Genomic DNA, 22,356 nt, shown 5'->3' with positions numbered 1-22,356 from the left:
CTATCCTATAAGACCCTTCGGGGTCTTATTTTTTGCTTAAACGCTGGAAATAATACGCCAGAAATGATGCGATACCACTCGCATTCCCCCCATGTAAAACTGAAAAACAGCGTTTTTCTTCTGATACCTTCTCGCAATATTGCCCACGTACTTTTGATCCACTCATGAGCTAACTCATTATCCTGTCGAAATAAATTATCTGACTAGCGGTTATTTAAAAACTTATCAAGAAACTGTTTGGTGCGATCATGTTGCGGATGGGCAAACAGCGCCTTTGCCGGGCCTTGCTCTACGATGCGCCCATGATCCATAAAGATGGCTCTGTCGGCGACATCGCGAGCAAAGCTCATCTCATGAGTGACAATGACCATAGTGCGTTTCTCTTCAGCCAAGGCTCGGATGGTACTCAGTACCTCACCCACCAACTCAGGGTCCAGGGCTGATGTTGGCTCATCAAACAAAATTACCTGTGGTTGCATCGCCAATGCCCGTGCTATCGCTACCCGCTGTTGCTGACCACCGGACAAACGGCGCGGATAAGCATCCTCCTTGCCGCTCAGCCCTACTTTTGCTAACAACTCACGGGCGCGTTTTTCAGCTAAAGCACGTTTCTCACCTTTAACAATAACCGGCCCTTCAATGATATTTTCCAACACCGAACGATGTGGAAATAAATTGAAGCTTTGGAAAACGAATCCCACTTGTTGTCGCAGTGCACGCACCTGACGTTGCTGTTTGCTAATGGGTTTACTGCTATCAATCTCAATATCACCAACGCGAATAATCCCTGAATCAGGGATCTCCAGCAGATTAATACTACGCAACAACGTCGTCTTGCCCGAACCACTAGGGCCGATGATCGCCACCACTTCGCCGCTGTTAACTTCAAGGGAGATGCCGTGCAGTACCTGCTGACCTTTAAACTGTTTGGTCAATTTCTTAACGTCGATGGCACTCATGGCTACTCCTGATCCTGACGATTAACATGCGCTTCGAGGCGGTTTTGCAATGCTGACAACAACGTCGCCATGACCCAATAAATCAGCGATGCGGCCAGATACATCGTGAATACCTCCAACGTGCGCGATGTGACCAATTGCGCCTGACGGAAAAGCTCAGGTACCTGAATGGTCGCTGCCAGCGAGGTATCTTTTACCAGACCAATAAAACTGTTACCCAGTGGCGGTAAAGCCGTGCGCCCCGCTTGCGGTAATATCACCCGATAGAGTGTCTGCCAGCGCGTCATCCCGATGCTGGCGGCGGCTTCCCACTGCCCTTTCTCGATAGATGAGATTGCTGCACGCAATGTTTCTGACGTGTATGCCGCCGTATTAAGTGATAAACCAATCAGTGCCGCGGGCATTGGGTCCAGTTCTATGCCAAATTGTGGTAAGCCGTAGTAGATCATAAAAAGCTGAGCAATCAACGGAGTGCCACGAAAAATTGAGACATAAAAGCGGGAGAGAAGTGAAAACGGCAAGAAGCGGGATAAGCGCATCATCGCCAGCATAAAGCCCAGTGCCAGGCCAAAAAACATCCCGCCCAGACTCAGTTGAAGGGTAAACCAGGCACCTTTCAATAAAAATGGTGCTGAATCCAGCACCAATTGGATACTTTCTTGCATTATTTAGTTACGTCCGCACCAAAGTATTTCTCTGAAATCTTGGCCAACGTCCCATCTTGTTGCATTTCGGCGATAGCCTTGTTGATTGCGGCTAACAGCTCAGGGTTATTCTTACGCAATGCCACACCAGACTCCTGACGCGCAAACGCGGGGCCGGCCACCGCAAGGGTATCGTGAGTTTTCTTCACCAGATCTAATGCGGCTAAACGGTCAACCAGAATAGCGTCGGTGCGGCCAACACGCAGATCCTGATACTTGGTTGGGTCATCATCATAGGTACGAATATCAACACCTTTCAGGTTAGCCCGTAACCATTGCTCATAGTTACTGCCCAAACCAACGCCCACCTTTTTACCTTCCAAGTCTTCCGGTTTGGTGAATCTACCTTCATTCCCTTTTTTGGTCAGCACCTGAATACCTGAAATGGTATAAGGCGTTGAGAAATCATATTTTTTCTTACGTTCATCAGAGATAGTGACCTGATTAATCGCCACATCAATGCGTTTTGACTCCAGCGAAGCCAACATGCCATCCCACTTTGTTGGGGCCAGTTTTACTTTGACGCCCATATGTTCGGCCAGTTCATTGGCAAAATCCACTTCAAAACCAGTGAGTTTCCCATCCTCGCCCTGAAAGCTGAATGGCGGATAAGTTCCCTCCAATCCAACAATCAGGGTTCCGCGTTCTTTGACCTGACCCAGCAGAGAGTCCGCAGCATAAGATTTCACGTTCAGACCTGCCGCCAATGCAAGCGCCATCATGCCCAGAGCGGCCTTGCGCCGTACCATTGAAAAACTCATAAATACCCCGACTGTCATGTTTATCTTTTGATATTCAGCACTTTAACAGTGCTGTTAATGGAATAAAGGAATATAAACTAATAACGATAGCTATAAATGGAATAAGCAATCGTTAAAGGTTACACATGAGGGTGGTAAGCAAATAATGCCGGCGCACCACCAGTATGGATAAACAGAATCGGGCCGTTATCACGGAATTTTTGCTGGCTGATGCCGTCAAGCAAGCCAGCCATTGCCTTACCGGTATAAACCGGGTCTAACAATACGCCTTCCTGCTGCGCCAGAAGTTTTATAGCAGCCAACCCTTCTTTATTGGGCATCCCGTATTGCGGCGCGAAATAGTCATCCCACAAGGTTATCTCTGCCTGCTGATCGCTAATTCCTAAAGATGCTGCCAATTCTTGTTGAATATGAACGACCTTAGGCCGCTGTTCATCAGCGTTACGGGATACGGTAACACCTATCAATTCAGTATCGGGTAGTAGCTGTTGTAGACCGACCGCTAATCCGGCGTGGGTTCCCGCACTGCCAGAGGCAACAACAACAGAGCTAAAAGTAACTCTCCCTGTTGATTGAGCGGCTATCTCCAATGCGCATTGCACATAGCCCAACGCACCCAACGCATTAGATCCCCCCACCGGTATCACGTAGGGGCGGAACCCTTGAGCCTCCATTCTGGTAGCCTGCTCAGCCAACTGCGCATTCGGATCATGTAGTTCATCACACATCACCACTTTGACATTGAATAAATCCAACAGTAATCGATTGCCATTAGTCAGATAATTATCCTGCTTGGTGCCAATAGGATTCTCAAGCAGAGCAACACAATGCAGCCCCAACTTTGCTGCTACTGCTGCGGTTTGCCGCACATGATTAGATTGAATTGCCCCGGCGGTAACGAGCATGTCAGCTCCCTGACACAAAGCATCGGCGGCTAAAAACTCAAGTTTACGCAGCTTATTGCCACCCAGAGCCAAAGGCGTTACGTCGTCACGTTTAATATAAATTTCACGCCCCAAAAAGTCAGAGAGTCGGGACAGCTTTTCCAGCGGTGTTGTATTACCGACCAGATCCAATCGCGGAAATTGCGCTAATTTGTGTTGAAACGTCACCCGTCCCCCAAACAATTATTGAATTACATCTATTACATAGGTTTATCAGATGTATTCTGAATAATCACTGATTTTATTATAGATGTGAGTAGTCAATAGCGCAGGGGAATCGCTTAATTATTGAGAGAGAGAATAAAACGCCCAGCAGAGGGAACGCGTTGCCGGGCGTAGGAGTGAGACTGCAAAAGTCGAATGCTGTCGCAGGGGCACTTTTGACAAAATTCTGAGCGTTATCTTAACGTTTGCTGTGTGTATCGCAGAGATCAATAACTCTTTTGCCAGGCCAGATACTGGTCATATTTGCGCAAGGCTATACGGTAATTATTATGTGCCGCATTAGGTAATTCATCAATAATACGCTGATGCATGGTTTCGCTGGCAAACTTTTCTGCCGGATAATTCGTTGCTACCAGCATTTCATCTAAACGACGCAAACGAACCACATATTCACGCACCGTACTATGACTCATCTCAGTTTGCTCAAATAGGTACTGTTTGAACGCCATAATGTCGAAATAGCCAGGTGCGCTATTGCAATATATTTCGCTACAAAAACGACATAATGCTGTCAGTTCATCCTGAAGCTTTAACCACACCTGATCGTCGATAGGCTGGTCCATACCGGCAATAGCTTCTTTATTAATGATTTGTCCTCGGAATACCAGCGCCATCCGATCGAGTTGTTTATGACAATGCGAACAATGTGTTTGGCCGTGCTTAAAATCTTTTAAATAACGGCTTAATGGCCGCTTTTTTAACTGAATCCCTGGCATAAGAAGACCTACATTAATAAAGTAAAACAGTGGGATATCACTGAGCGAAAATGAATTAAGAGTCGTTATTCAGGCGGGCACGCAAGCGTTTTATCGCCTGACTATGAAGCTGGCTAACACGGGATTCTCCCACATCAAGCACCGCTCCAATTTCTTTCAGATTCAGCTCTTCCTGGTAATACAGCGTTAACACCATCTTTTCGCGGTCCGGTAAAGCCTCGATCGCGTCAATCACGCGCTGGCGCAGATTTCCTTCCAACAAGTGTTGTAATGGATTGGCATCCTCGTGCCCTTCCAGCAGGGGTTCGACACTTTCACCATGCTCTTCACGCCATTCGTCATAAGAGAAAAGCTGGCTATTGTTAGTGTCCAACAGGATCTGGCGATACTCAGACAGCTCGATGTCAAGGGTTTGCGCCACTTCTTGTTCGGTCGCAGGACGCCCTACCCGCTGTTCAACCTTTTGCATCGCTGTCGCGACTTCACGCGCATTACGGCGCACACTGCGCGGTGCCCAATCCCGGCTACGCAGTTCATCCAACATCGCCCCCCGTATACGCTGTACCGCATAAGTGGTAAACGCGGTCCCTTGCAAAGCATCGTAGCGCTCGACAGCATTCAGCAGACCAATTCCCCCAGCCTGCAATAAATCGTCCAACTCCACGCTGGCGGGCAGGCGTACCTGCAAACGCAGTGCCTCATGGCGAACCAGAGGAACATAGCGTTGCCAGAGGGAATTTTTGTCCATCACGCCTTCGGCGGTATACAGATCGCTCACTAGACAGGCACCTAAGGGTAAGAGAGTCGTACCATTATCCTGTCAGGTCAGTCAGACAATCGTCGGAATAGGCCTATAAAATGGCAGCTATTTGGCTTATGCCTGCGACTTTTACTGTTAACACGTTGCTGCCATTGAAAAAACAGAGCGATAAATAGATTTAAAAACCAATAAAAATAAACAATTAGCGCCCATCTTAAACTTATTCCCACGGGAAATAGCACTCTTATCTATTTCCAGTAAGTGATATAAAAACCCCGCCGCAGCGGGGTTGAAATAATGTTGTGTTTCTGGCGAATTAACGCAGCAGTGACAGAACAGTTTGTGGAACCTGATTAGCCTGAGCCAGTACAGAAGTCCCTGCTTGTTGCAGGATGTTTGCACGGCTCATGTTAGATACTTCAGTAGAATAGTCAGCATCCTGAATGCGGCTACGCGCTGAGGTCAGGTTGTTGATAGTGTTACCCAGGTTAGTGATGGCTGAGTCGAAACGGTTTTGTACCGCACCCAAACCACTGCGCAACGCATCAACTTGTGCCAATGCTTTATCAACGGTAGCCAGTTGGTTGTCAGTTGATTTCTGCGATGCAGCCGCATCTTCGTTGATCAAGGTAGTCGTGCCGTTCGCAGTACGAGACATGAACATAGTTTTGCCCGCGCCATTGGTGATTTCATCACCTTTAGCGTTAGCAGTGTACGCGGTACCATTAACAGTCAGGGTGCTACCGGTTTTGGCCGCACCTTGTAAATCCAGGTCAGCCAAGGTTGCTGCGCGGTTGTTTTCAGCCGCTTTTGTGGTTAAACCGCCACCAACAACAGAGGTGTGTAAGGCGCTAGAAGTTTTCACTTCAGCAGCGGTACCGGCTGGTGCCGTACTGGCTGAAGTTGTGAAATCAACACTTTTACCATCAACAGTTGCGCTGTATACACCGTTACCATTCGCGTCAGCCGCAGTTTTAACAGTAAATTCCATGCCTTGAGCGGTGAACTTATCACCAACCGCTTTACCAACTGACGCGGCAGCGATAGAAGTCGCTTCTGCGCCTGCTGTTGCTGTGGTGGTATAGGCAGCAGATGCAGCGTTAGCGGTAGTTGTAGTGCTGGAGAATGCGCCGGTACCTGCATCAATATACTGTGCTGCACCTGCTTTAGTCACTGCACCGCTGTTGATATCGGTATTATAAGCCACACCACCCACATCAAAGTTGTTAGTCCCGGTGGCTTTGAACTGAGAGGTCAGATCGTTAACAGTCGCTTGTTTAGCGCCATCAACGTTAAAACCTTGCAGACCCAGGCTTTTTGAGTCGATTTTTTCCAGATTGATGCTGATAGTTTCGCCATCATTTGCGCCAACCTGAACTTTCATGCTGCTGTTGCCAGCCAGAACTTTCACGCCGTTGAACTGAGTTTGATCAGATACGCGGTCGATTTCGTCCAGACGTTGTTGAATTTCGTCCTGAATTGATTTCAGGTCAGAAGATGAGTTAGAACCGGTTGCAGCCTGAACACTCAGCTCACGAACACGCTGTAAGTTGTTGTTGATTTCGCCCAACGCACCTTCAGTTGTCTGCGCCAGAGAGATACCATCGTTTGCGTTACGAGAAGCCTGAGTCAGACCTTTGATGTTAGAAGTGAAGCGGTTAGCGATTGCCTGACCAGCAGCATCATCTTTTGCACTGTTAATACGCAGACCTGAAGACAAACGCTCAATGGCGGTGCCTAAAGAGGACTGTGATTTATTCATGTTGTTCTGAGTCGTCAGAGACAGGGTGTTAGTGTTAATTACCGCCATAGTGATATTCCTTAAATGCTTATTGGGTTATGGTTTGGGCTTACTGCCCACGGCTTCATCACCGTCCCAACTTGTATCGGCGATCTTCAAGGAACCTTTAGACATTACGACAAATAATTTTTAAATTTCCTTAAAATTATTATTTATCTCTTTTCTAATTAACACTCTATTCAATGGGGCAAATAACCCCCTGTTATCCCCCGTTATTCTTCCCATCATAAATTCTATTTTATGTGTAAACTTTTTAACTCCTTGGCCGATAACCCCTGTAACGACACTTGAATATTAAGGATTAGAAATGGCAAGTATCAGTTCTCTGGGTATCGGTTCAAATATGGAGTTAGGCACTTTACTGGATAAGTTAAGTGCCTCAGAACAGACTCGTTTAACTCCGCTAACCAGCCAACAGACCAGCTATAAAGGTAAACTCACCGCTTACGGTGTCTTACAAAGCGCGCTAGCAAAATTAGAAACTGCATCGGCTGCCCTGAAAAAAGCCGATACACTGGCGACCACCTCGGTGGTCAGCACGAATACGGCATTTGCAGCGACTACCGGTAGTGGCGCGACGTCAGGGAGTTACACTATCGAAGTAACTAACCTGGCCAAAGCGCAATCACTGCTTTCTACTGATGTTCCAAACGTGACAGATAAGCTGGGTAATGGTAACGACAGCCGTACCATAACGATTAAGCAACCTGGTCAAACCAAGCCATTAGAAGTTAAGCTAACCAGTGAACAGACCTCGTTGACCGGTATTCGCGATGCGATTAATAAGCAAGAAGGTAGCGTTACTGCCAGTATCATGAAAGCGGATGATGACACCTATTACCTGGCGTTAACGTCAAAGGAAACAGGCACTAAATCAGAAATGACGGTCAGCGTCAGCGGAGATGACACCCTAAATAATTTGCTCAATTACACACCGAGCAGTACCGGTGGCAGCGGTGCTATGACACAAAAAGTCAAAGCAGAAGATGCAAAATTAACAGTTAATGGTGTGGCAATTACCCGCCAAAGCAACACCATTACTGACGCTCCACAAGGTGTAACTCTAACCTTGAAAGCGGTGACAAAAAAAGATGAACCGGAGCAACTGACTATCTCGCGTGACTCCACAGCAACAAAAGCGGCGATTCAAACATTCGTAGATTCTTATAACTCACTACAAACAACATTTGCCTCTTTAACCAAATATACCGCAGTTGAACCGGGTAAAGATCAATCGACCAGCAATGGCGCATTGGTTGGTGATGGCACATTACGCAGTATTCAGACCCAGCTAAAAAGTCAGTTAGCCTCCGCGCAAGGGGGTGATGTAAAAACGCTGGCTGCAATGGGTATTACTCAAGATCTTGATGGGAAATTAGTTATAGATTCCAAAAAACTTGATAAAGCGTTGACTGACCAACCTAATAACGTGACTGCATTCTTTGTCGGTGACGGTAAAACCACAGGTTTCGCAACTCAAATGGATAACCTGCTCAATACTGCGTTAGACACCACTAAAGGCTCATTAAAAACAGCCACAGATGGAATCAATAAATCACTAAAATCATTAGAAAAACAGGTCATCTCGACCACTGACAGCATTAACGCCACCATTGAACGGTATAAAGCACAATTTACCCAATTGGATAAATTGGTGAGTTCATTAACCAACACCGGCAATTTCTTAACTCAGCAATTTTCTTCATAAAGGATAGATCATGTACAACCGATCAGGTGTCCAGGCTTACGCACAGGTAGGAATGGAAAGTGGCGTAATGAGCGCTAGCCCTCATCAATTGATCGTGATGTTATTCGACGGGGCGCAAAGCGCCCTGGTTCGTGCACGCATATTGATGAATCAAGGCGATATTCCGGCCAAAGGTGCTGCATTGTCCAAAGCCATTAATATCATTGATAATGGACTGAGCGCAGGACTGGACATGGAAAAAGGTGGTGAATTGGCCGAGAACTTGTCAGCCTTATATGACTATATGACACGGCGCTTACTGTATGCTAACTTGCATAATGACGAACAGGCTATTAATGAAGTTTCTGTCCTGCTCGAAAACATTGCGGATGCCTGGCGGCAGATCGGCCCAAATTATCAACCTGATTAGGACCCCATTTAATGGAACGTCACCAGCACCTTTTGTCCGAATATCAACAAATCCTGACTTTCAGTGAGCAAATGCTAGCATTGGCAATTGAGGGGAATTGGGATGCGCTGGTTGATCTAGAAATGACTTATCTCAAAGCTATCGAAGGTGTTGCTAAAACCACCATTTCTTCTTGTTCATCCTCTGTATTGCAAGAGTTGTTACGGGATAAGTTAAAAGCCATCTTGGAAAATGAAATGGAAATTAAGCGCCTGTTACAACGCCGCCTGGATGAATTAAGTGAACTGGTAGGACAATCTACCCGGCAGCAGTCGGTAAATAATACCTATGGTCAATTCCCTGACCATGCATTACTTTTGGGTGAAACACAGTAGCGACTGGTTATATAAATAGTTACATATGGATGGCTTGTTGAGAACTAATTACATGCATTGGCTATTATTCTCACTCCTAATACTTTTTCGCAAGAATAGTCAGTTACGGTAAATTTCCATTAAAATAAGTTGCTAGTCTGCCATTCAAAGCGTAAAGATATTCTCAGACCAAAACTGTGAAATGAATATCGATGGAACGTACAATTAAATTTTGTCCAGGTGTTGGTAGCTCAGCGCATGTTATTCAGCACACAGAGCTACTGCTCACTTCAGTTTATGTCGAACAACCGTTGCTCATTATGGTTAACCGTGGACATAAGATAATCCGCTGGGATAATCAAGAATGCATGATTCAGGCAGGTGAGATAGTCGCAGTAAATAGTGGGCAAACTATTAACGTAATTAATAGCTTATCGGATGATGGCTTATTTTTTAGCCACCAACTTCGTTGCGACCCGCGTTTGATAGCAACCTTTGCCAACCACCCTGCGTCGGCGGGGCTAGAGCTTATTCCGGGTGTAATGCCGATCCGTAATTTGGCACCCGAGTTTATTAATACTTTCGGGAATACTTTTAAAGCAATATCAGATAACGGCAATATTCCACCTACAATAATCAGGCATAGAATGCTTGAGCTGTTACTTTGGTTGGCACAACGTGGTGTCAAATTCATATTAAATGAAAGCAATACGCTAAGTGAAAAAGTACGCCGTTGTCTGGCTATTGACCCGCATAAAGTATGGTCAGCCTCAGAAGTAGCAGAGTATATGGCGATGAGCGAGGTCGTATTACGTCGGAAGCTGGCAGCAGAAAATACATTATTGCGTGATTTGATGATCGACGTACGAATGACCAGCGCGTTGCGTTTATTACAAGGTACTGATTGGCCCATTTCACTGATTGCCAGCCAGGTGGGTTACGAGAGTTCTTCACGCTTTGCAGAACGTTTTCGTAAACGGTTTGGTTTTGCTCCAACCGCTATTCGTGGTCATCACCGCTTACAACCTGCGGATAATGATCCACCACTTGATTCTTATAATGGCTTTTTCAAGCCTTCATACTCCTGACACCAAAAAACGGTGGGACCACCTCTGACCTTGCGCTCGAGAATTTTGGTATCCCAACCTGATACTTAAGTATCACATTTATTCTTCCGCTCATTATATCCTTTTTAACAACAATATTCTGGACTGCTAAATACTGCTTTTTGATATTTGGCGCATTAAACCTTTATTTTTCTAACGATGATTAGGTTTTTCCACCAAAAACAGAACGTTGATATTAAAAAAATACTATAAATCAATTGGTTAATCATAAGTTACTGAATGTAAGCGCAATACGCCAGTACCTCCTACTATTAAACAAGAATAAATATTAAACTGCTGGGAAGATTGTGATGCTAAGTAACCTGTTCGGACTCAAAAACCGCTATCCTTTGCATATTCAGATTGCGGCTCTATTTACTTTGCTGATCGTCTCAATCGGCACGGTAATTATTATTTACGGCCACAGTCAACTGACAAAATTGACTGAGATCAGCACTAATCGTCAGTATCAAAAAACCGGCACAGCGATTGCTGCCGAGTTAGATGCCGTCACCCGCCCAATGATGATGTCGGTAAATATTCTCGCCAGTATGCAGATAACAGAACTAACCACTCTTGAGCAACGAATGGCTTTTATTAGTAAATTCGTTGAGATTTTAAAGCAGAATAACTACGCCAGCGCTGTGTATAGTGCTTACATCAATGGTGATATGTTTATGCTACGTCGCCTGACCGACGATAACCGTTTATTATTCCATGCCCCTGACAATGCCGCATGGATGGTGCAAAGCAATCGCTTTTTAGACAGTTTGCCAGATAAGCAATTTATTTATCTCACTAGCCAGTTACAGGTTATCTCAGTTATGCCACGAGATAACGACAACTATGATCCGCGCCGTCGCGATTGGTTTATTTTAGCATCGGCAAGTCCCACACTTATCACTTCTCCTATTTATATATTTAAAGGGACAGGTGAAGCTGGCTTTACTTATAGCCGCCAGGCGGAGAATAAACAGGCAATTATTGGACTTGATGTTTCTTTGGCTTCACTGTCGCAGTTTTTAGTCAGACAAAATCTCCCCCCCGGCAGCCAGGCTATTATTATCAACTCTCGTGGTGAAGTTATTGCAAGCCTGCCAAAAACAAAAAATAACGCCAGTTCAGTGGCCAATGAACCAAGTTTAGCCAAGAAATCTCCCGTATTACAGGTCTTGTTAGACGCGAAAAATAATATTCCCACAAAAAATAGAGTTACTGCACAAAATAATGCAGCGCTAAGTAACAACAGCAGTAGCATAATGTTTGAAGCACAAAACCAGCAATGGTTTGGTTCAATCGTCGATATCAACAACAGCAGTAATAAATACCAGTTGGTGATTGCAACCCCAGCAGACTACCTCACCGCCGATGCTAACTCTATCCGCAATCACTCCACTTTAATTGCATTTATCCTTTTGCTGCTCAGTTTGCCAATAGTCTGGTATTTTTCACTAAAAATATCCCAACCTCTTATTCGCCTACGTCAGGATGCTGATGCCATTAGCAATCTGTATTTTGAGGAACGTGAATTAGAACATTCGGTAATTGAAGAGGTTGATGAACTGCACAAATCAATGTCGAAAATGAAATCGACACTCAAACAGTTTATTTCAATGGGTAATATGTTGACTGCGGAAAGTAATTTCTTCCGCCAAATGCAGGGGCTGCTCAACGAAACAACGGATATCGCCGCCATGACCGGTGGGATTATTTTTCTGGCCGATAAGAATGGGGAAACATTTACACCAACAGCATTTCGCTGGGATGGTAAAAATATTCCGGTTTCAACTATGTCCTCGTTGCTGATTGAGGGAGTTAATTCCACCACACTCAAACCGGTCTTAGAAGGAAAAACCGTCACTGGAACGCTTAATAAAGACAATATATTCAGCCAATTGCGTGATTTTATACAGCCCTATTTACCGCTGCATTTTGTGGCTGTTCCGATGCAAACACACGATGACCAGCTATTAGGCTTCTTACTATTATTCAATCCTTACGAATTGAATGCCGATCGAGAACGCTCAAAAATTCAACTAGTTAATGCTTTGGTAGGCAGCTTATCCGTATCAGTCGAAACCCAACGGCTATTGCAAGAGCAGAAAAATCTTCTCAACGCCTTTATAGAACTGATTGCCGGAGCGATTGATGCCAAGAGTGCCTATACCGGCGGGCACTGCCAACGTGTTCCAGAAATAACAAAAATGCTTGCTCGTGCCGCAGTAAATACCAAAGAGGGGCCTTTTGCCAATTTTGATTTATCCGAAAATGAGTGGGAGGAGCTGCATACGGCTTGTTGGTTGCATGATTGCGGCAAAATAACCACGCCCGAATTTGTGGTCGATAAATCGACGAAGCTGGAGTTAATCTATGACAGAATTCATGAAATTCGTATGCGGTTTGAAGTATTAAAACGCGAAAAAGAAATCGAATTCTTACGTCATTATAGTGCTACCGATATACCAGATGCCGCGCAAAAAAAACTGAATGATGAATTAAGCCAATTAGATGAGGACTTCTACTTTATCGCTCACTGTAATGTAGGGGGGGAATTTATGTCTGATGAGGCAATCGCTCGAATTCAGCAGATTGCGGATTATCATTGGACCAGAACATTAGATGATACGGCGGGTATTTCTGCTGAGGAACGTATGCGTAAAGCTCGACAACCTGTCCCTATCCTGCCGGTAGAGGAGCCAATGCTGGCAGATAAAGAAGAACACATTATTTACCGTAGCAGTAAAGATAAACGTCCAGAGTATTATGATTTTAAAGTTCCGGAACCTACGTTCCTCTATAACCGGGGCGAGATCTATAATCTAAGTATTCGACGCGGAACTCTTACCGAGGAAGACCGCTACAAGATTAACGAACATATTATGCAAACTATCGTGATGCTAAAAAAACTGCCGTTTCCGCGTACCATGTCTAATGTGCCGGTTATAGCAGGTGGGCATCATGAACGTATGGACGGTAAAGGCTATCCCTATCAACTTAACTACAAGCAAATGAGTATTCCCGTCAGAATGATGGCCATCGCCGATGTATTTGAAGCACTCACGGCAGCTGACCGCCCTTATAAACCGGGGAAAATGTTATCTGACGCATTGAATATTATGGTTAATATGGTGAATGAGAATCATCTGGACCGGGAACTGTTTATTTTATTCCTACAATCCGGTATCTGGCATGAATATGCCATCGTGCATTTGCAAGCCGATAAAGTAGATACGATTGATGTTTCTGCCCTATTACAGAGGATCGGTCATCAGGATATCTCTTTGCCTTAGTTTACTCTAACCGCAATAAATGGAGGGTAATAGGCGGTTATTCAGGCTAGGCTGAATGGCGATTTATTACTCACAATCAGCTATTACTCGGTCTGATACAAATTGGAGTCAGCGCGTGTTTTATATCTATGGTGAAACAGAAATAAATCATCTCAAGCAGCGAGACAAGAAAATGGCGGCAGCGATTGAACGGCTAGGGATGATAACGCGCCCGTTATCTCGTGACCTGTTTTCTGCGCTGATAAGAAATATTATTGACCAGCAAATCTCGGTCAAAGCCGCGCTAACGGTCAATGCACGCCTGCGAGCACTACTGGGCACGGTAACACCAATGACGGTCGCGGCAACAACAGTGGAAGCTATCCAGCGTTGTGGCATGACCATGAGAAAGGCCGGTTACATTAAGGGGGCCGCTGATGCTGCGCTTAATGGCTCACTGGATTTATCCTCTATTTCACTGCTATCTGATGATGAAGTTATTAGCCAGCTTTCACGCCTTGATGGTGTCGGTATCTGGACCGCCGAAATGCTGTTGATCTCCTCACTCGCACGACCCGATGTTGTCAGTTGGGGGGATTTAGCTATCCGCCGCGGCATGATGAATTTATATCACCACAAAACACTGCCGCGTGAGCGTTTTGAGCGCTATCGCCGCCGCTATGCGCCTTACGGCACCACCGCATCGCTGTATCTATGGGCGCTGTCGCATGAAACCGTATAAGCCAATTCACACGCCCATATTCATCACTTCTTGATAGGCAGAAACTAACTTATTACGCACCTGAATACCGAGTTGCAATGATACTGATGACTTCTGCATATCTACCATCACATCATTCAGGCCAACGCCGGGTACGCCTAGTGTGAAATTCTGCGCTTGAGTTCGCGCATGTTGCTGATTGTCACTAATTTTGCCAATGGCAGCTTTTAGCTCACTGGCGAAGCCAGCTTCAGCTGGCAGTGTTTTTACCGAACCTGATGCCTGCAAAGCACTCACCTGCAACTGCTGTAAAACGCCTTCAATACCTTGAACAGACATACATACCCTCAGAATATTTCAGTCGATGACGCCATATCACTTTTTTCAGAATGACACCCTAACACATCATTTTTGTGCTAAAGCGGCTAATTAGACACAAAAATACCGGCTTATTGAGCCATCGAATTCATCACTTACAGCAAATAATGGCCTGCCCATAAAAGGGGAGAACAGCTATTGATGTTTTATTGCTCATCGCCACTTGGGAGTCTGCTTTGTTTCGACACACTGCTTACATAAAGAATATTAACTCAAACGTTGTTCAGCTTGGCCAAGGACGTGTATGAATGCCTCGATAACTGGCGGTGAAAATCGTGAAAACACCTTTACGGCGACACTGACACGCCTGCGCGCGAATCCCAAGATCCCGCTGCTGATAGCGGCGGCGGCGGCTGTCGCTATCATTGTTGCATTGATGCTGTGGGCTAAAAGCCCGGACTACCGTGTCCTTTATAGCAATCTGAGTGACCGTGACGGGGGTGATATTGTCACCCAACTGACACAACTGAATATTCCTTATCGGTTCGCTGATAATGGCGGAGTATTGTTGGTTCCGGCGGAAAAGGTGCATGAAACCCGCCTGCGTTTGGCACAACAAGGCTTACCGAAAGGCGGCGCGGTTGGTTTTGAATTGCTGGATCAGGAAAAATTTGGCATCAGCCAATTTAGCGAGCAAATCAACTATCAACGCGCATTAGAAGGCGAATTATCTCGAACCATCGGCACCCTTGGCCCAGTGATGAATGTGCGGGTTCATTTGGCGATGCCAAAACCCTCACTGTTTGTCCGTGAACAAAAATCCCCTACGGCATCGGTAACCCTCGCCCTGCAACCCGGCCGTGCCTTGGATGATGGCCAAATCAATGCCATCGTGTACATGGTTTCCAGTAGCGTAGCGGGGTTGCCGCCGGGTAATGTGACCGTCGTTGACCAAATGGGCCGTTTACTGACCCAGTCCGATAGCGCAGGCCGTGATTTAAATGCCGCGCAGCTTAAGTTTACCAACGAAGTCGAGAACCGTTTCCAGCGCCGGATTGAAAACATTCTGGCCCCCATGGTTGGCAACGGTAATGTTCATGCGCAAGTCACCGCTCAAGTTGATTTTGCCAACCGAGAGCAAACCGACGAAGAGTACAAACCCAACCAAGATGCCAATCAGGGCGCGGTTCGTTCCCAACAAGTCAGCACCAGCGAACAATTAGGTGGCACAAATGTCGGTGGTGTGCCGGGAGCCTTATCCAATCAACCGCCAATTGCACCCGTCGCACCAATTGAAGCGCCTCAGGCGGCTCCTGCGGCGGGGGCAACCGCGAACACAGCCAATACCGCTAATCGCCCAGCGACCACGACCGCCGCGAAATCGAGTGCGACCTCAAGCAATAGCCGCCACGATCAAACCACTAACTTTGAAGTCAACCGCACTATCCGCCACACCCAGCAGCAAGCAGGTATGGTGCAGCGCTTATCGGTGGCCGTGGTGGTCAATTACGGCAGTGATAAAACCGGTAAACCCATTGCTTTGACCAAAGATCAACTGGCACAGGTTGAATCTCTGACCCGTGAAGCAATGGGCTTCTCCACAACACGGGGCGACACGTTAAATGTAGTGAATACGCCCTTTAGCGCATCCGACGATACCGGTGGTCATTCCCTACCCTTCTGGCAACAGCCGTCATTCTTTGATCAACTGCTGAATGCGGGTCGTTATCTGCTGATTCTACTGGTGGCGTGGATCTTGTGGCGCAAACTGGTTCGTCCAATGATAGCCAAGAAGCAAGTTGCAGATAATGCCGCGGCATCGGTCAATAACATTGTTCAGACAGCGGCAGCGTCTGAAACAGCGAAACAGAGTAAAGAAGAGCTGGCCCTGCGTAAGAAAAATCAGCAAAAAGTAAGTGCTGAAGTTCAGGCCCAGCGTATACGCGAACTTGCGGATAAAGACCCTCGTGTTGTTGCGCTGGTTATCCGTCAATGGATGAGTAATGACCAATGAGCCTGACCGGAACTGAAAAAAGCGCCATCATGCTAATGACCCTGGGTGAAGACCACGCCGCAGAGGTGTTCAAGCACTTATCCTCGCGCGAAGTGCAGCAACTCAGTACCACTATGGCCAGTATGCGTCAGGTTTCTCATCAGCAACTGATCGATGTCTTAGCTGAATTTGAAGACGATGCTGAACAATACGCAGCACTGAGTGTTAACGCCAGCGACTACCTGCGCACCGTGCTGATAAAAGCGCTGGGCGAGGAGCGGGCTTCCAGTTTGCTGGAAGACATTCTCGAATCACGCGAAACCACCAGCGGCATGGAAACCCTCAACTTTATGGAGCCACAGATGGCGGCTGACCTGATCCGCGACGAACATCCGCAGATCATCGCCACCATTCTGGTTCATCTTAAACGCGCTCAGGCGGCCGATATTCTGGCGCTGTTCGATGAACGGTTACGCAATGATGTCATGTTGCGTATCGCCACCTTCGGCGGTGTTCAGCCAGCAGCACTGGCTGAATTGACCGAAGTGTTAAACAACCTGCTCGATGGTCAGAATCTTAAACGCAGCAAAATGGGCGGTATCCGCACGGCGGCTGAGATTATCAACCTGATGAAAACCCAGCAGGAAGAGACCGTTATGGATGCTGTGCGCGAATACGATGGTGAACTGGCACAGAAAATCATCGACGAAATGTTCCTGTTCGAAAATCTGGTCAGTGTCGACGACCGCAGTATTCAGCGTTTACTGCAAGAGATCGACAACGAATCGCTGCTGATTGCCTTGAAAGGTGCCGATCAAGCATTGCGCGAGCGTTTCCTCAGCAATATGTCACTGCGTGCAGCGGAAATCCTGCGCGACGATTTGGCAACCCGTGGGCCAGTACGTATGTCGCTGGTCGAAAACGAACAGAAAGCCATCTTGCTTATCGTCCGTCGTCTGGCGGAAAGTGGCGAGATAGTGATTGGTGGTGGCGAGGATATCTATGTCTGATGGGATTAACGCCCTGCCCTGGCAACCGTGGTCACTCAACGATTTTGCCAGCCCATCTGAGACGCCGACACAAATTTCTGCGCCGGACCTCAGTATGTTGTTTACCGATGAGGTGGATGCTAACGCGACTCCCACCGACGTTGATGAGCATCAAGTGTTGGTCAATTTGCAACTTGAAGCAGAGAAACAGGGCCGTCAGCAAGGTTTTGCCAAAGGCCTGCAAGAGGGGCTGGATAAAGGCTACCAAACCGGTCTGGCCGAAGGCCATCAGCAGGCACTGGCCGATGCCCAGAAAGATTTGGCACCGATGACCGCCCACTGGCAACTCATGGTGGAAGATTTCCAAAACACCCTTGATGCGCTGGACAGTGTTATCGCCTCACGTTTGATGCAAATGGCGCTGGCGGCAGCGAAGCAGATTCTGGGGCAACCGGCGATTTGTGATGGCACGGCGTTGCTGGCACAAATCCAGCAAATGCTTCAGCAGGAACCCATGTTTGCCGGTAAGCCGCAATTACGGGTGAATCCGAATGATTTAGCCGTGGTTGAACAACGCTTAGGCTCGACCTTGAGCCTGCATGGCTGGCGCTTATTGGGTGACAGCCAGGTTCATGCGGGCGGCTGCAAAGTCAGTGCTGAGGAAGGTGACCTGGATGCCAGCCTGGCAACCCGTTGGCATGAACTGTGCCGCTTGGCGGCACCAGGAGAATTATGATGACCATTCGCCTTGGCCGCTGGCTTTCTTCTCTGGATAAATTTGAGGAACGCATCAGTCAATCAACCACCATCCGCCGTTACGGACGTTTGACCCGCGCCACCGGCTTGGTTCTGGAGGCCACCGGCCTGCAACTGCCGTTAGGGGCAACGTGCCTGATTGAACGTCATGATGGCGGCGAAGTGCAGGAAGTTGAAAGTGAGGTGGTCGGTTTTAATGGGCAGCGCCTGTTTCTGATGCCATTGGAAGAGGTGGAAGGCATTGTACCCGGAGCCAGAGTCTATGCGCGGATCACTTCCGGCGGTACTTCTGCCAGCAAACAATTGCCCCTCGGCCCGGAACTTCTCGGAAGGGTACTGGATGGCAGCGCCAAACCCCTCGACGGCCTACCGGCACCTGAAACCGGCTATCGTGCACCGCTCATCACTCCACCAATTAACCCATTACAGCGTACCGCTATCGAGCAGGTATTAGATGTTGGCGTGCGCACCATTAACGCCCTGCTCACAGTGGGGCGCGGGCAGCGTATGGGGTTGTTCGCCGGCTCCGGTGTCGGTAAGAGTGTGCTGTTGGGGATGATGGCCCGTTACACCAAAGCCGATGTGATTGTGGTTGGCCTGATTGGTGAACGTGGTCGTGAAGTCAAAGATTTTATCGAGAATATTTTAGGTGCTGAGGGGCGTGCACGCTCCGTCGTCATCGCGGCTCCAGCTGACGTATCGCCGTTACTGCGTATGCAGGGTGCGGCTTATGCCACGCGGATTGCCGAAGATTTTCGCGACCGTGGCCAACATGTGCTGCTGATTATGGACTCCCTGACCCGCTATGCGATGGCACAACGTGAGATAGCACTGGCGATCGGTGAGCCTCCAGCCACCAAAGGTTACCCGCCCTCCGTATTTGCCAAATTACCGGCGCTGGTTGAACGAGCGGGTAATGGCGTCTCCGGTGGCGGTTCGATTACAGCATTTTATACGGTACTGACTGAAGGCGATGATCAACAAGACCCGATTGCTGACTCAGCGCGCGCCATCCTTGACGGGCATGTGGTGTTGTCCCGCCGCCTGGCCGAATCCGGCCACTATCCGGCCATCGATATTGAAGCCTCCATCAGCCGTGCCATGACCTCACTGATAGATGAAAACCATTACAGCCAGGTTCGCCAATTTAAACAACTGCTGGCAAGTTTCCAGCGTAACCGCGATCTGGTGAGCGTCGGAGCCTATGCCGCCGGTAGTGACCCATTATTGGACAAGGCAATCGCCCTCTATCCACAAATGGAGATCTTCTTGCAGCAAGGCATGTTTGAGCGCAGCAGCTACGACGATGCCTGCCAGCACCTGAAAAGCCTGTTTCCTGGCTAATAAACCGGAATCAAGATGATAGCCGGTACTCGGAATGCTGCACTTTGTCATAGGAATAATACGATGAAAAGTCAATCACCTCTCGTCACCTTGTGCGAACTGGCCCAGAAGGCGGTCGAACAAGCGAGCACCCGATTGGGGCAGGTACGCCTCTCGTACCAAAATGCTGAACAGCAACTGACGATGTTACTGACTTATCAGGATGAGTACCGGATGCGGTTAAATGACACGCTAAGCAACGGCATGGCATCGTCCAGTTGGCAGAATTATCAGCAGTTTATCCAGACATTAGAACTGGCTATCGACCAACACCGTACTCAGTTGGCGCAGTGGAATGACAAAGTTGAACAGGCGGTGAAGCATTGGCAAGAAAAGCAGCAGCGGTTGAATGCGTTTGAAACCTTGCAGGAACGGGCTGACACCTCACAGCGCCTGCTTGAAAACCGTTTGGATCAAAAATTGATGGATGAGTTCGCTCAGCGCGCCTCACAAAGGAGTCCTAATTAATGAATCTGTCCCTATTGCCTGCCACGGTGACCACCAGTGAAACTGAAGGTGCATCGTCTTCATCTATTGCCGCATTGTTCACCGATGCAGGTTTGCCCGCCGATTTTGCCCGATTATTGGGTGACCAGTTAGGCAAAGAGTTAACGGCGCTGGATGCCTCGACGCTAAAGTCCTCTTTGGCAGCAACAACCGATATCACTGCTGATGATGATGGTGGGAAATCAACCACCGGTAGCAGCAAACTAAATCAGTTATTGGCCGCGCTAGGCGACATCAGCGCCACCCTGCCTGCTGGTCTGACCCATGCTGGGCAAACTGGTGACTCGGCGGATGTAAAAAAAACCACCGTCAAAGATGATAGTGCCTCAGATAAAACCACCGATAGCGCCTCTCTTAGCGCATTGCAAACCTTGCTGGCAATGCTACCGCATCAGGTTGCCACCACGCTTGGCAGCGCCAGCCGTGGGCAAAAAACTGCAATAGCGGATAGCAGCAGCCTGAGCAATGCAGGCAGTACCAAACAAGATGCGGCTACACTGATCGGACTAACCTCGCAGGACAAAGGCCTGGCGGCACTGATTGGCGGCACCGTGGGCAATGTAAAGGGTGATAAAACCACAGCAGGCAGTGACTTGCTACCGGGTATCTCGGCTAAAACCAAAACAACCGCACAAGATAAATTGCTGCGTTTGAATGCACAAGATGTTGATAGCAGTATCACCGCCAAAGCAACCCCGTTGACCGCGCAGGTAGAAAACGCCCTCAGCGGAGCCAGTGCCGATAAAACACTTTTAACATCAACGACGATCACCCCCTCTCTGCCGCCAGTTTCCAGCCCGGTGATGCCTGCGACGACGAGTTCGTTGGTCAGTGCACCGGTCAGCGGTCATTTAAGTGCGCTATTGGGTAGTCAGGAGTGGCAGCAATCACTGAATCAACAGGTGGTGATGTTCAGTCGTAATGGCCAGCAAAATGCCGAATTACGCCTGCATCCGCAAGAATTGGGGGCATTGCAGATCAGCCTGAAAATGGACGATAACCAGGCACAATTGCATTTTGCCTCAGCACACAGTCAGGTGCGTGCTGCACTTGAGGCCGCAATGCCGAGCTTACGCAGTGCGTTGGCCGAAAGTGGAATTCAATTGGGTCAAAGCAGCGTTGGTAGCGAAGGCCAATGGCAGCAGGCGCAACAGCAAAACCAGCAGAATCAGCAAGGCTTTGCCTCCGGCCGGCAGCCCGCTTATGGCGAATTGGCAACCGCTGACTCGCTCGCCTCAACGCCATTGGTCACCCCTGCGGCGTTGCAGTCATTAGCTAACGGCAATGGGGGCGTTGATATTTTCGCCTAATATTGAGGTGATTCTCGCCAAAAAAGGACAAACGGGCAAGTTGGGCCGTTTTTCTCCGCCTATTCTGCCTATTGGCATTGAAGATACGCGGGATAATCGTCAGTAATAATTCGGATACCTTGGGGTAAGTTGCCCCAAGATATTATCGTGATTCACCGGTTTGATACCGAAACAGGAATTTGTCTTCTCCATGTCTGATAATACCTTCCCGGCCAAGCGTAAAAGTTCGATTTGGGTGATTCTGCTGGTGCTGGTTGCGGTCGCAGCCAGTGCGGGCGGCGGTTATAGCTGGTGGGTTCTCAATAAGAGTAAACCCACCACAGCGAAAGCGGTTCCTGTTATCCCGGTATTTATGCCGTTGGAAACCTTTACGGTCAACCTGATCACACCAGATAACAATCTGGATCGCGTGCTTTATATCGGATTAACGTTAAGGCTGCCAGATGATACCACGCGCGCCAAACTCAACGACTACCTGCCCGAAGTACGTAGCCGCTTGCTATTGCTGCTTTCCCGTCAGTCAGCCGATAGTCTCTCTAATGAGGAAGGCAAACAGCGCTTAGTGGCTGAAATTAAAAACGTACTTAGCCCGCCAATGGTTAAAGGTCAACCTAATCAGGTAATCAGCGATGTGCTGTTTACCGCATTTATACTGCGATAATCA

Annotated in this window: 21 protein-coding genes; 13 read left to right on the top strand and 8 right to left on the bottom strand. The window is 47.9% G+C overall.

Annotation, left to right across the window (positions count from 1 at the left end; genetic code table 11):
• Window positions 1-203: 203 nt before the first annotated feature.
• The 7 genes from tcyN to AT01_RS00570 form a co-directional block, all read right to left on the bottom strand.
• On the bottom strand, window positions 204-959 hold the full coding sequence (gene tcyN, locus AT01_RS00600) for an L-cystine ABC transporter ATP-binding protein TcyN (RefSeq protein WP_042545670.1): 756 nt from the start codon (window positions 957-959) through the stop codon (window positions 204-206).
• A 2-nt stretch (window positions 960-961) separates the two neighbouring features.
• Complete coding sequence (tcyL, locus tag AT01_RS00595) at window positions 962-1,624, bottom strand: cystine ABC transporter permease (protein WP_042545669.1); 663 nt, start codon at window positions 1,622-1,624, stop codon at window positions 962-964.
• Complete coding sequence (tcyJ, locus tag AT01_RS00590; RefSeq protein ID WP_042545668.1) at window positions 1,624-2,424, bottom strand: cystine ABC transporter substrate-binding protein; 801 nt, start codon at window positions 2,422-2,424, stop codon at window positions 1,624-1,626. Before tcyJ ends, tcyL begins: the two co-directional genes overlap by 1 nt.
• Before the next feature lie 119 nt (window positions 2,425-2,543).
• The gene (locus AT01_RS00585) at window positions 2,544-3,536 is read right to left on the bottom strand and encodes a D-cysteine desulfhydrase (protein WP_042545667.1); all 993 of its coding nucleotides are present in this window, start codon (window positions 3,534-3,536) and stop codon (window positions 2,544-2,546) included.
• Window positions 3,537-3,799: 263 nt separating this feature from the next.
• Complete coding sequence (gene fliZ / locus AT01_RS00580; RefSeq protein ID WP_004700905.1) at window positions 3,800-4,309, bottom strand: flagella biosynthesis regulatory protein FliZ; 510 nt, start codon at window positions 4,307-4,309, stop codon at window positions 3,800-3,802.
• A 55-nt stretch (window positions 4,310-4,364) separates the two neighbouring features.
• Window positions 4,365-5,087 (bottom strand): RNA polymerase sigma factor FliA, encoded by a 723-nt coding sequence (locus AT01_RS00575; protein ID WP_004700907.1) that lies wholly within the window; start codon window positions 5,085-5,087, stop codon window positions 4,365-4,367.
• Window positions 5,088-5,385: 298 nt separating this feature from the next.
• Window positions 5,386-6,879, bottom strand: a complete 1,494-nt coding sequence (locus tag AT01_RS00570; protein ID WP_004700909.1) for a flagellin N-terminal helical domain-containing protein — start codon at window positions 6,877-6,879, stop codon at window positions 5,386-5,388.
• Between the two features lie 298 nt (window positions 6,880-7,177).
• Between AT01_RS00570 and fliD the strand changes: the two genes are divergently transcribed.
• The 6 genes from fliD to AT01_RS00540 all read left to right on the top strand — a co-directional run bounded on the left by fliD (window position 7,178) and on the right by AT01_RS00540 (window position 14,457).
• On the top strand, window positions 7,178-8,578 hold the full coding sequence (gene fliD / locus AT01_RS00565; RefSeq protein ID WP_004700911.1) for a flagellar filament capping protein FliD: 1,401 nt from the start codon (window positions 7,178-7,180) through the stop codon (window positions 8,576-8,578).
• 10 nt (window positions 8,579-8,588) lie between these two features.
• Window positions 8,589-8,987, top strand: a complete 399-nt coding sequence (gene fliS, locus AT01_RS00560; RefSeq protein ID WP_042545666.1) for a flagellar export chaperone FliS — start codon at window positions 8,589-8,591, stop codon at window positions 8,985-8,987.
• A gap of 11 nt (window positions 8,988-8,998) precedes the next feature.
• Window positions 8,999-9,361 (top strand): flagella biosynthesis regulatory protein FliT, encoded by a 363-nt coding sequence (gene fliT, locus AT01_RS00555; RefSeq protein ID WP_004700916.1) that lies wholly within the window; start codon window positions 8,999-9,001, stop codon window positions 9,359-9,361.
• Window positions 9,362-9,552: 191 nt separating this feature from the next.
• The gene (locus AT01_RS00550) at window positions 9,553-10,428 is read left to right on the top strand and encodes a helix-turn-helix transcriptional regulator (RefSeq protein ID WP_042545665.1); all 876 of its coding nucleotides are present in this window, start codon (window positions 9,553-9,555) and stop codon (window positions 10,426-10,428) included.
• A gap of 329 nt (window positions 10,429-10,757) precedes the next feature.
• Window positions 10,758-13,736 carry an HD domain-containing phosphohydrolase gene (locus tag AT01_RS00545; RefSeq protein WP_042545664.1) on the top strand — a complete coding sequence of 993 codons (2,979 nt, stop codon included), beginning with the start codon at window positions 10,758-10,760 and terminating at the stop codon, window positions 13,734-13,736.
• A gap of 115 nt (window positions 13,737-13,851) precedes the next feature.
• Window positions 13,852-14,457 (top strand): DNA-3-methyladenine glycosylase family protein, encoded by a 606-nt coding sequence (locus AT01_RS00540; protein ID WP_004700924.1) that lies wholly within the window; start codon window positions 13,852-13,854, stop codon window positions 14,455-14,457.
• Between the two features lie 6 nt (window positions 14,458-14,463).
• On the opposite strand, the gene fliE is transcribed toward AT01_RS00540, so the two are convergent.
• A complete protein-coding gene (gene fliE, locus AT01_RS00535; RefSeq protein ID WP_004700926.1) occupies window positions 14,464-14,775 on the bottom strand; it encodes a flagellar hook-basal body complex protein FliE in 312 nt (103 codons plus the stop codon).
• Between the two features lie 283 nt (window positions 14,776-15,058).
• Between fliE and fliF the strand changes: the two genes are divergently transcribed.
• From fliF to fliL, 7 genes are all read left to right on the top strand, one after another.
• Window positions 15,059-16,768: a flagellar basal-body MS-ring/collar protein FliF gene (fliF, locus tag AT01_RS00530; RefSeq protein WP_042545663.1), complete on the top strand. Its 1,710-nt coding sequence runs from the start codon at window positions 15,059-15,061 to the stop codon at window positions 16,766-16,768.
• Window positions 16,765-17,757: a flagellar motor switch protein FliG gene (gene fliG / locus AT01_RS00525; protein WP_042545662.1), complete on the top strand. Its 993-nt coding sequence runs from the start codon at window positions 16,765-16,767 to the stop codon at window positions 17,755-17,757. The genes fliF and fliG overlap by 4 nt, the downstream gene beginning before the upstream one ends.
• Window positions 17,750-18,472, top strand: a complete 723-nt coding sequence (fliH, locus tag AT01_RS00520; protein WP_042545661.1) for a flagellar assembly protein FliH — start codon at window positions 17,750-17,752, stop codon at window positions 18,470-18,472. The genes fliG and fliH overlap by 8 nt, the downstream gene beginning before the upstream one ends.
• A complete protein-coding gene (gene fliI / locus AT01_RS00515) occupies window positions 18,472-19,836 on the top strand; it encodes a flagellar protein export ATPase FliI (protein WP_004700931.1) in 1,365 nt (454 codons plus the stop codon). Before fliH ends, fliI begins: the two co-directional genes overlap by 1 nt.
• A 63-nt stretch (window positions 19,837-19,899) precedes the next feature.
• Window positions 19,900-20,343, top strand: coding sequence for a flagellar export protein FliJ (fliJ, locus tag AT01_RS00510; protein WP_042545660.1), 444 nt, complete (start codon window positions 19,900-19,902; stop codon window positions 20,341-20,343).
• Window positions 20,343-21,692 (top strand): flagellar hook-length control protein FliK, encoded by a 1,350-nt coding sequence (locus AT01_RS00505; RefSeq protein ID WP_042545659.1) that lies wholly within the window; start codon window positions 20,343-20,345, stop codon window positions 21,690-21,692. Before fliJ ends, AT01_RS00505 begins: the two co-directional genes overlap by 1 nt.
• 190 nt (window positions 21,693-21,882) lie before the next feature.
• On the top strand, window positions 21,883-22,353 hold the full coding sequence (gene fliL / locus AT01_RS00500; RefSeq protein WP_004700936.1) for a flagellar basal body-associated protein FliL: 471 nt from the start codon (window positions 21,883-21,885) through the stop codon (window positions 22,351-22,353).
• Window positions 22,354-22,356 lie beyond the last annotated feature (3 nt).

This window comes from Yersinia aldovae 670-83 (assembly GCF_000834395.1).
Lineage (GTDB): Bacteria > Pseudomonadota > Gammaproteobacteria > Enterobacterales > Enterobacteriaceae > Yersinia > Yersinia aldovae.
The sequence above is the reverse complement of the archived record's forward strand: the minus strand, read 5'-3'. Positions and strand labels throughout refer to the sequence as shown.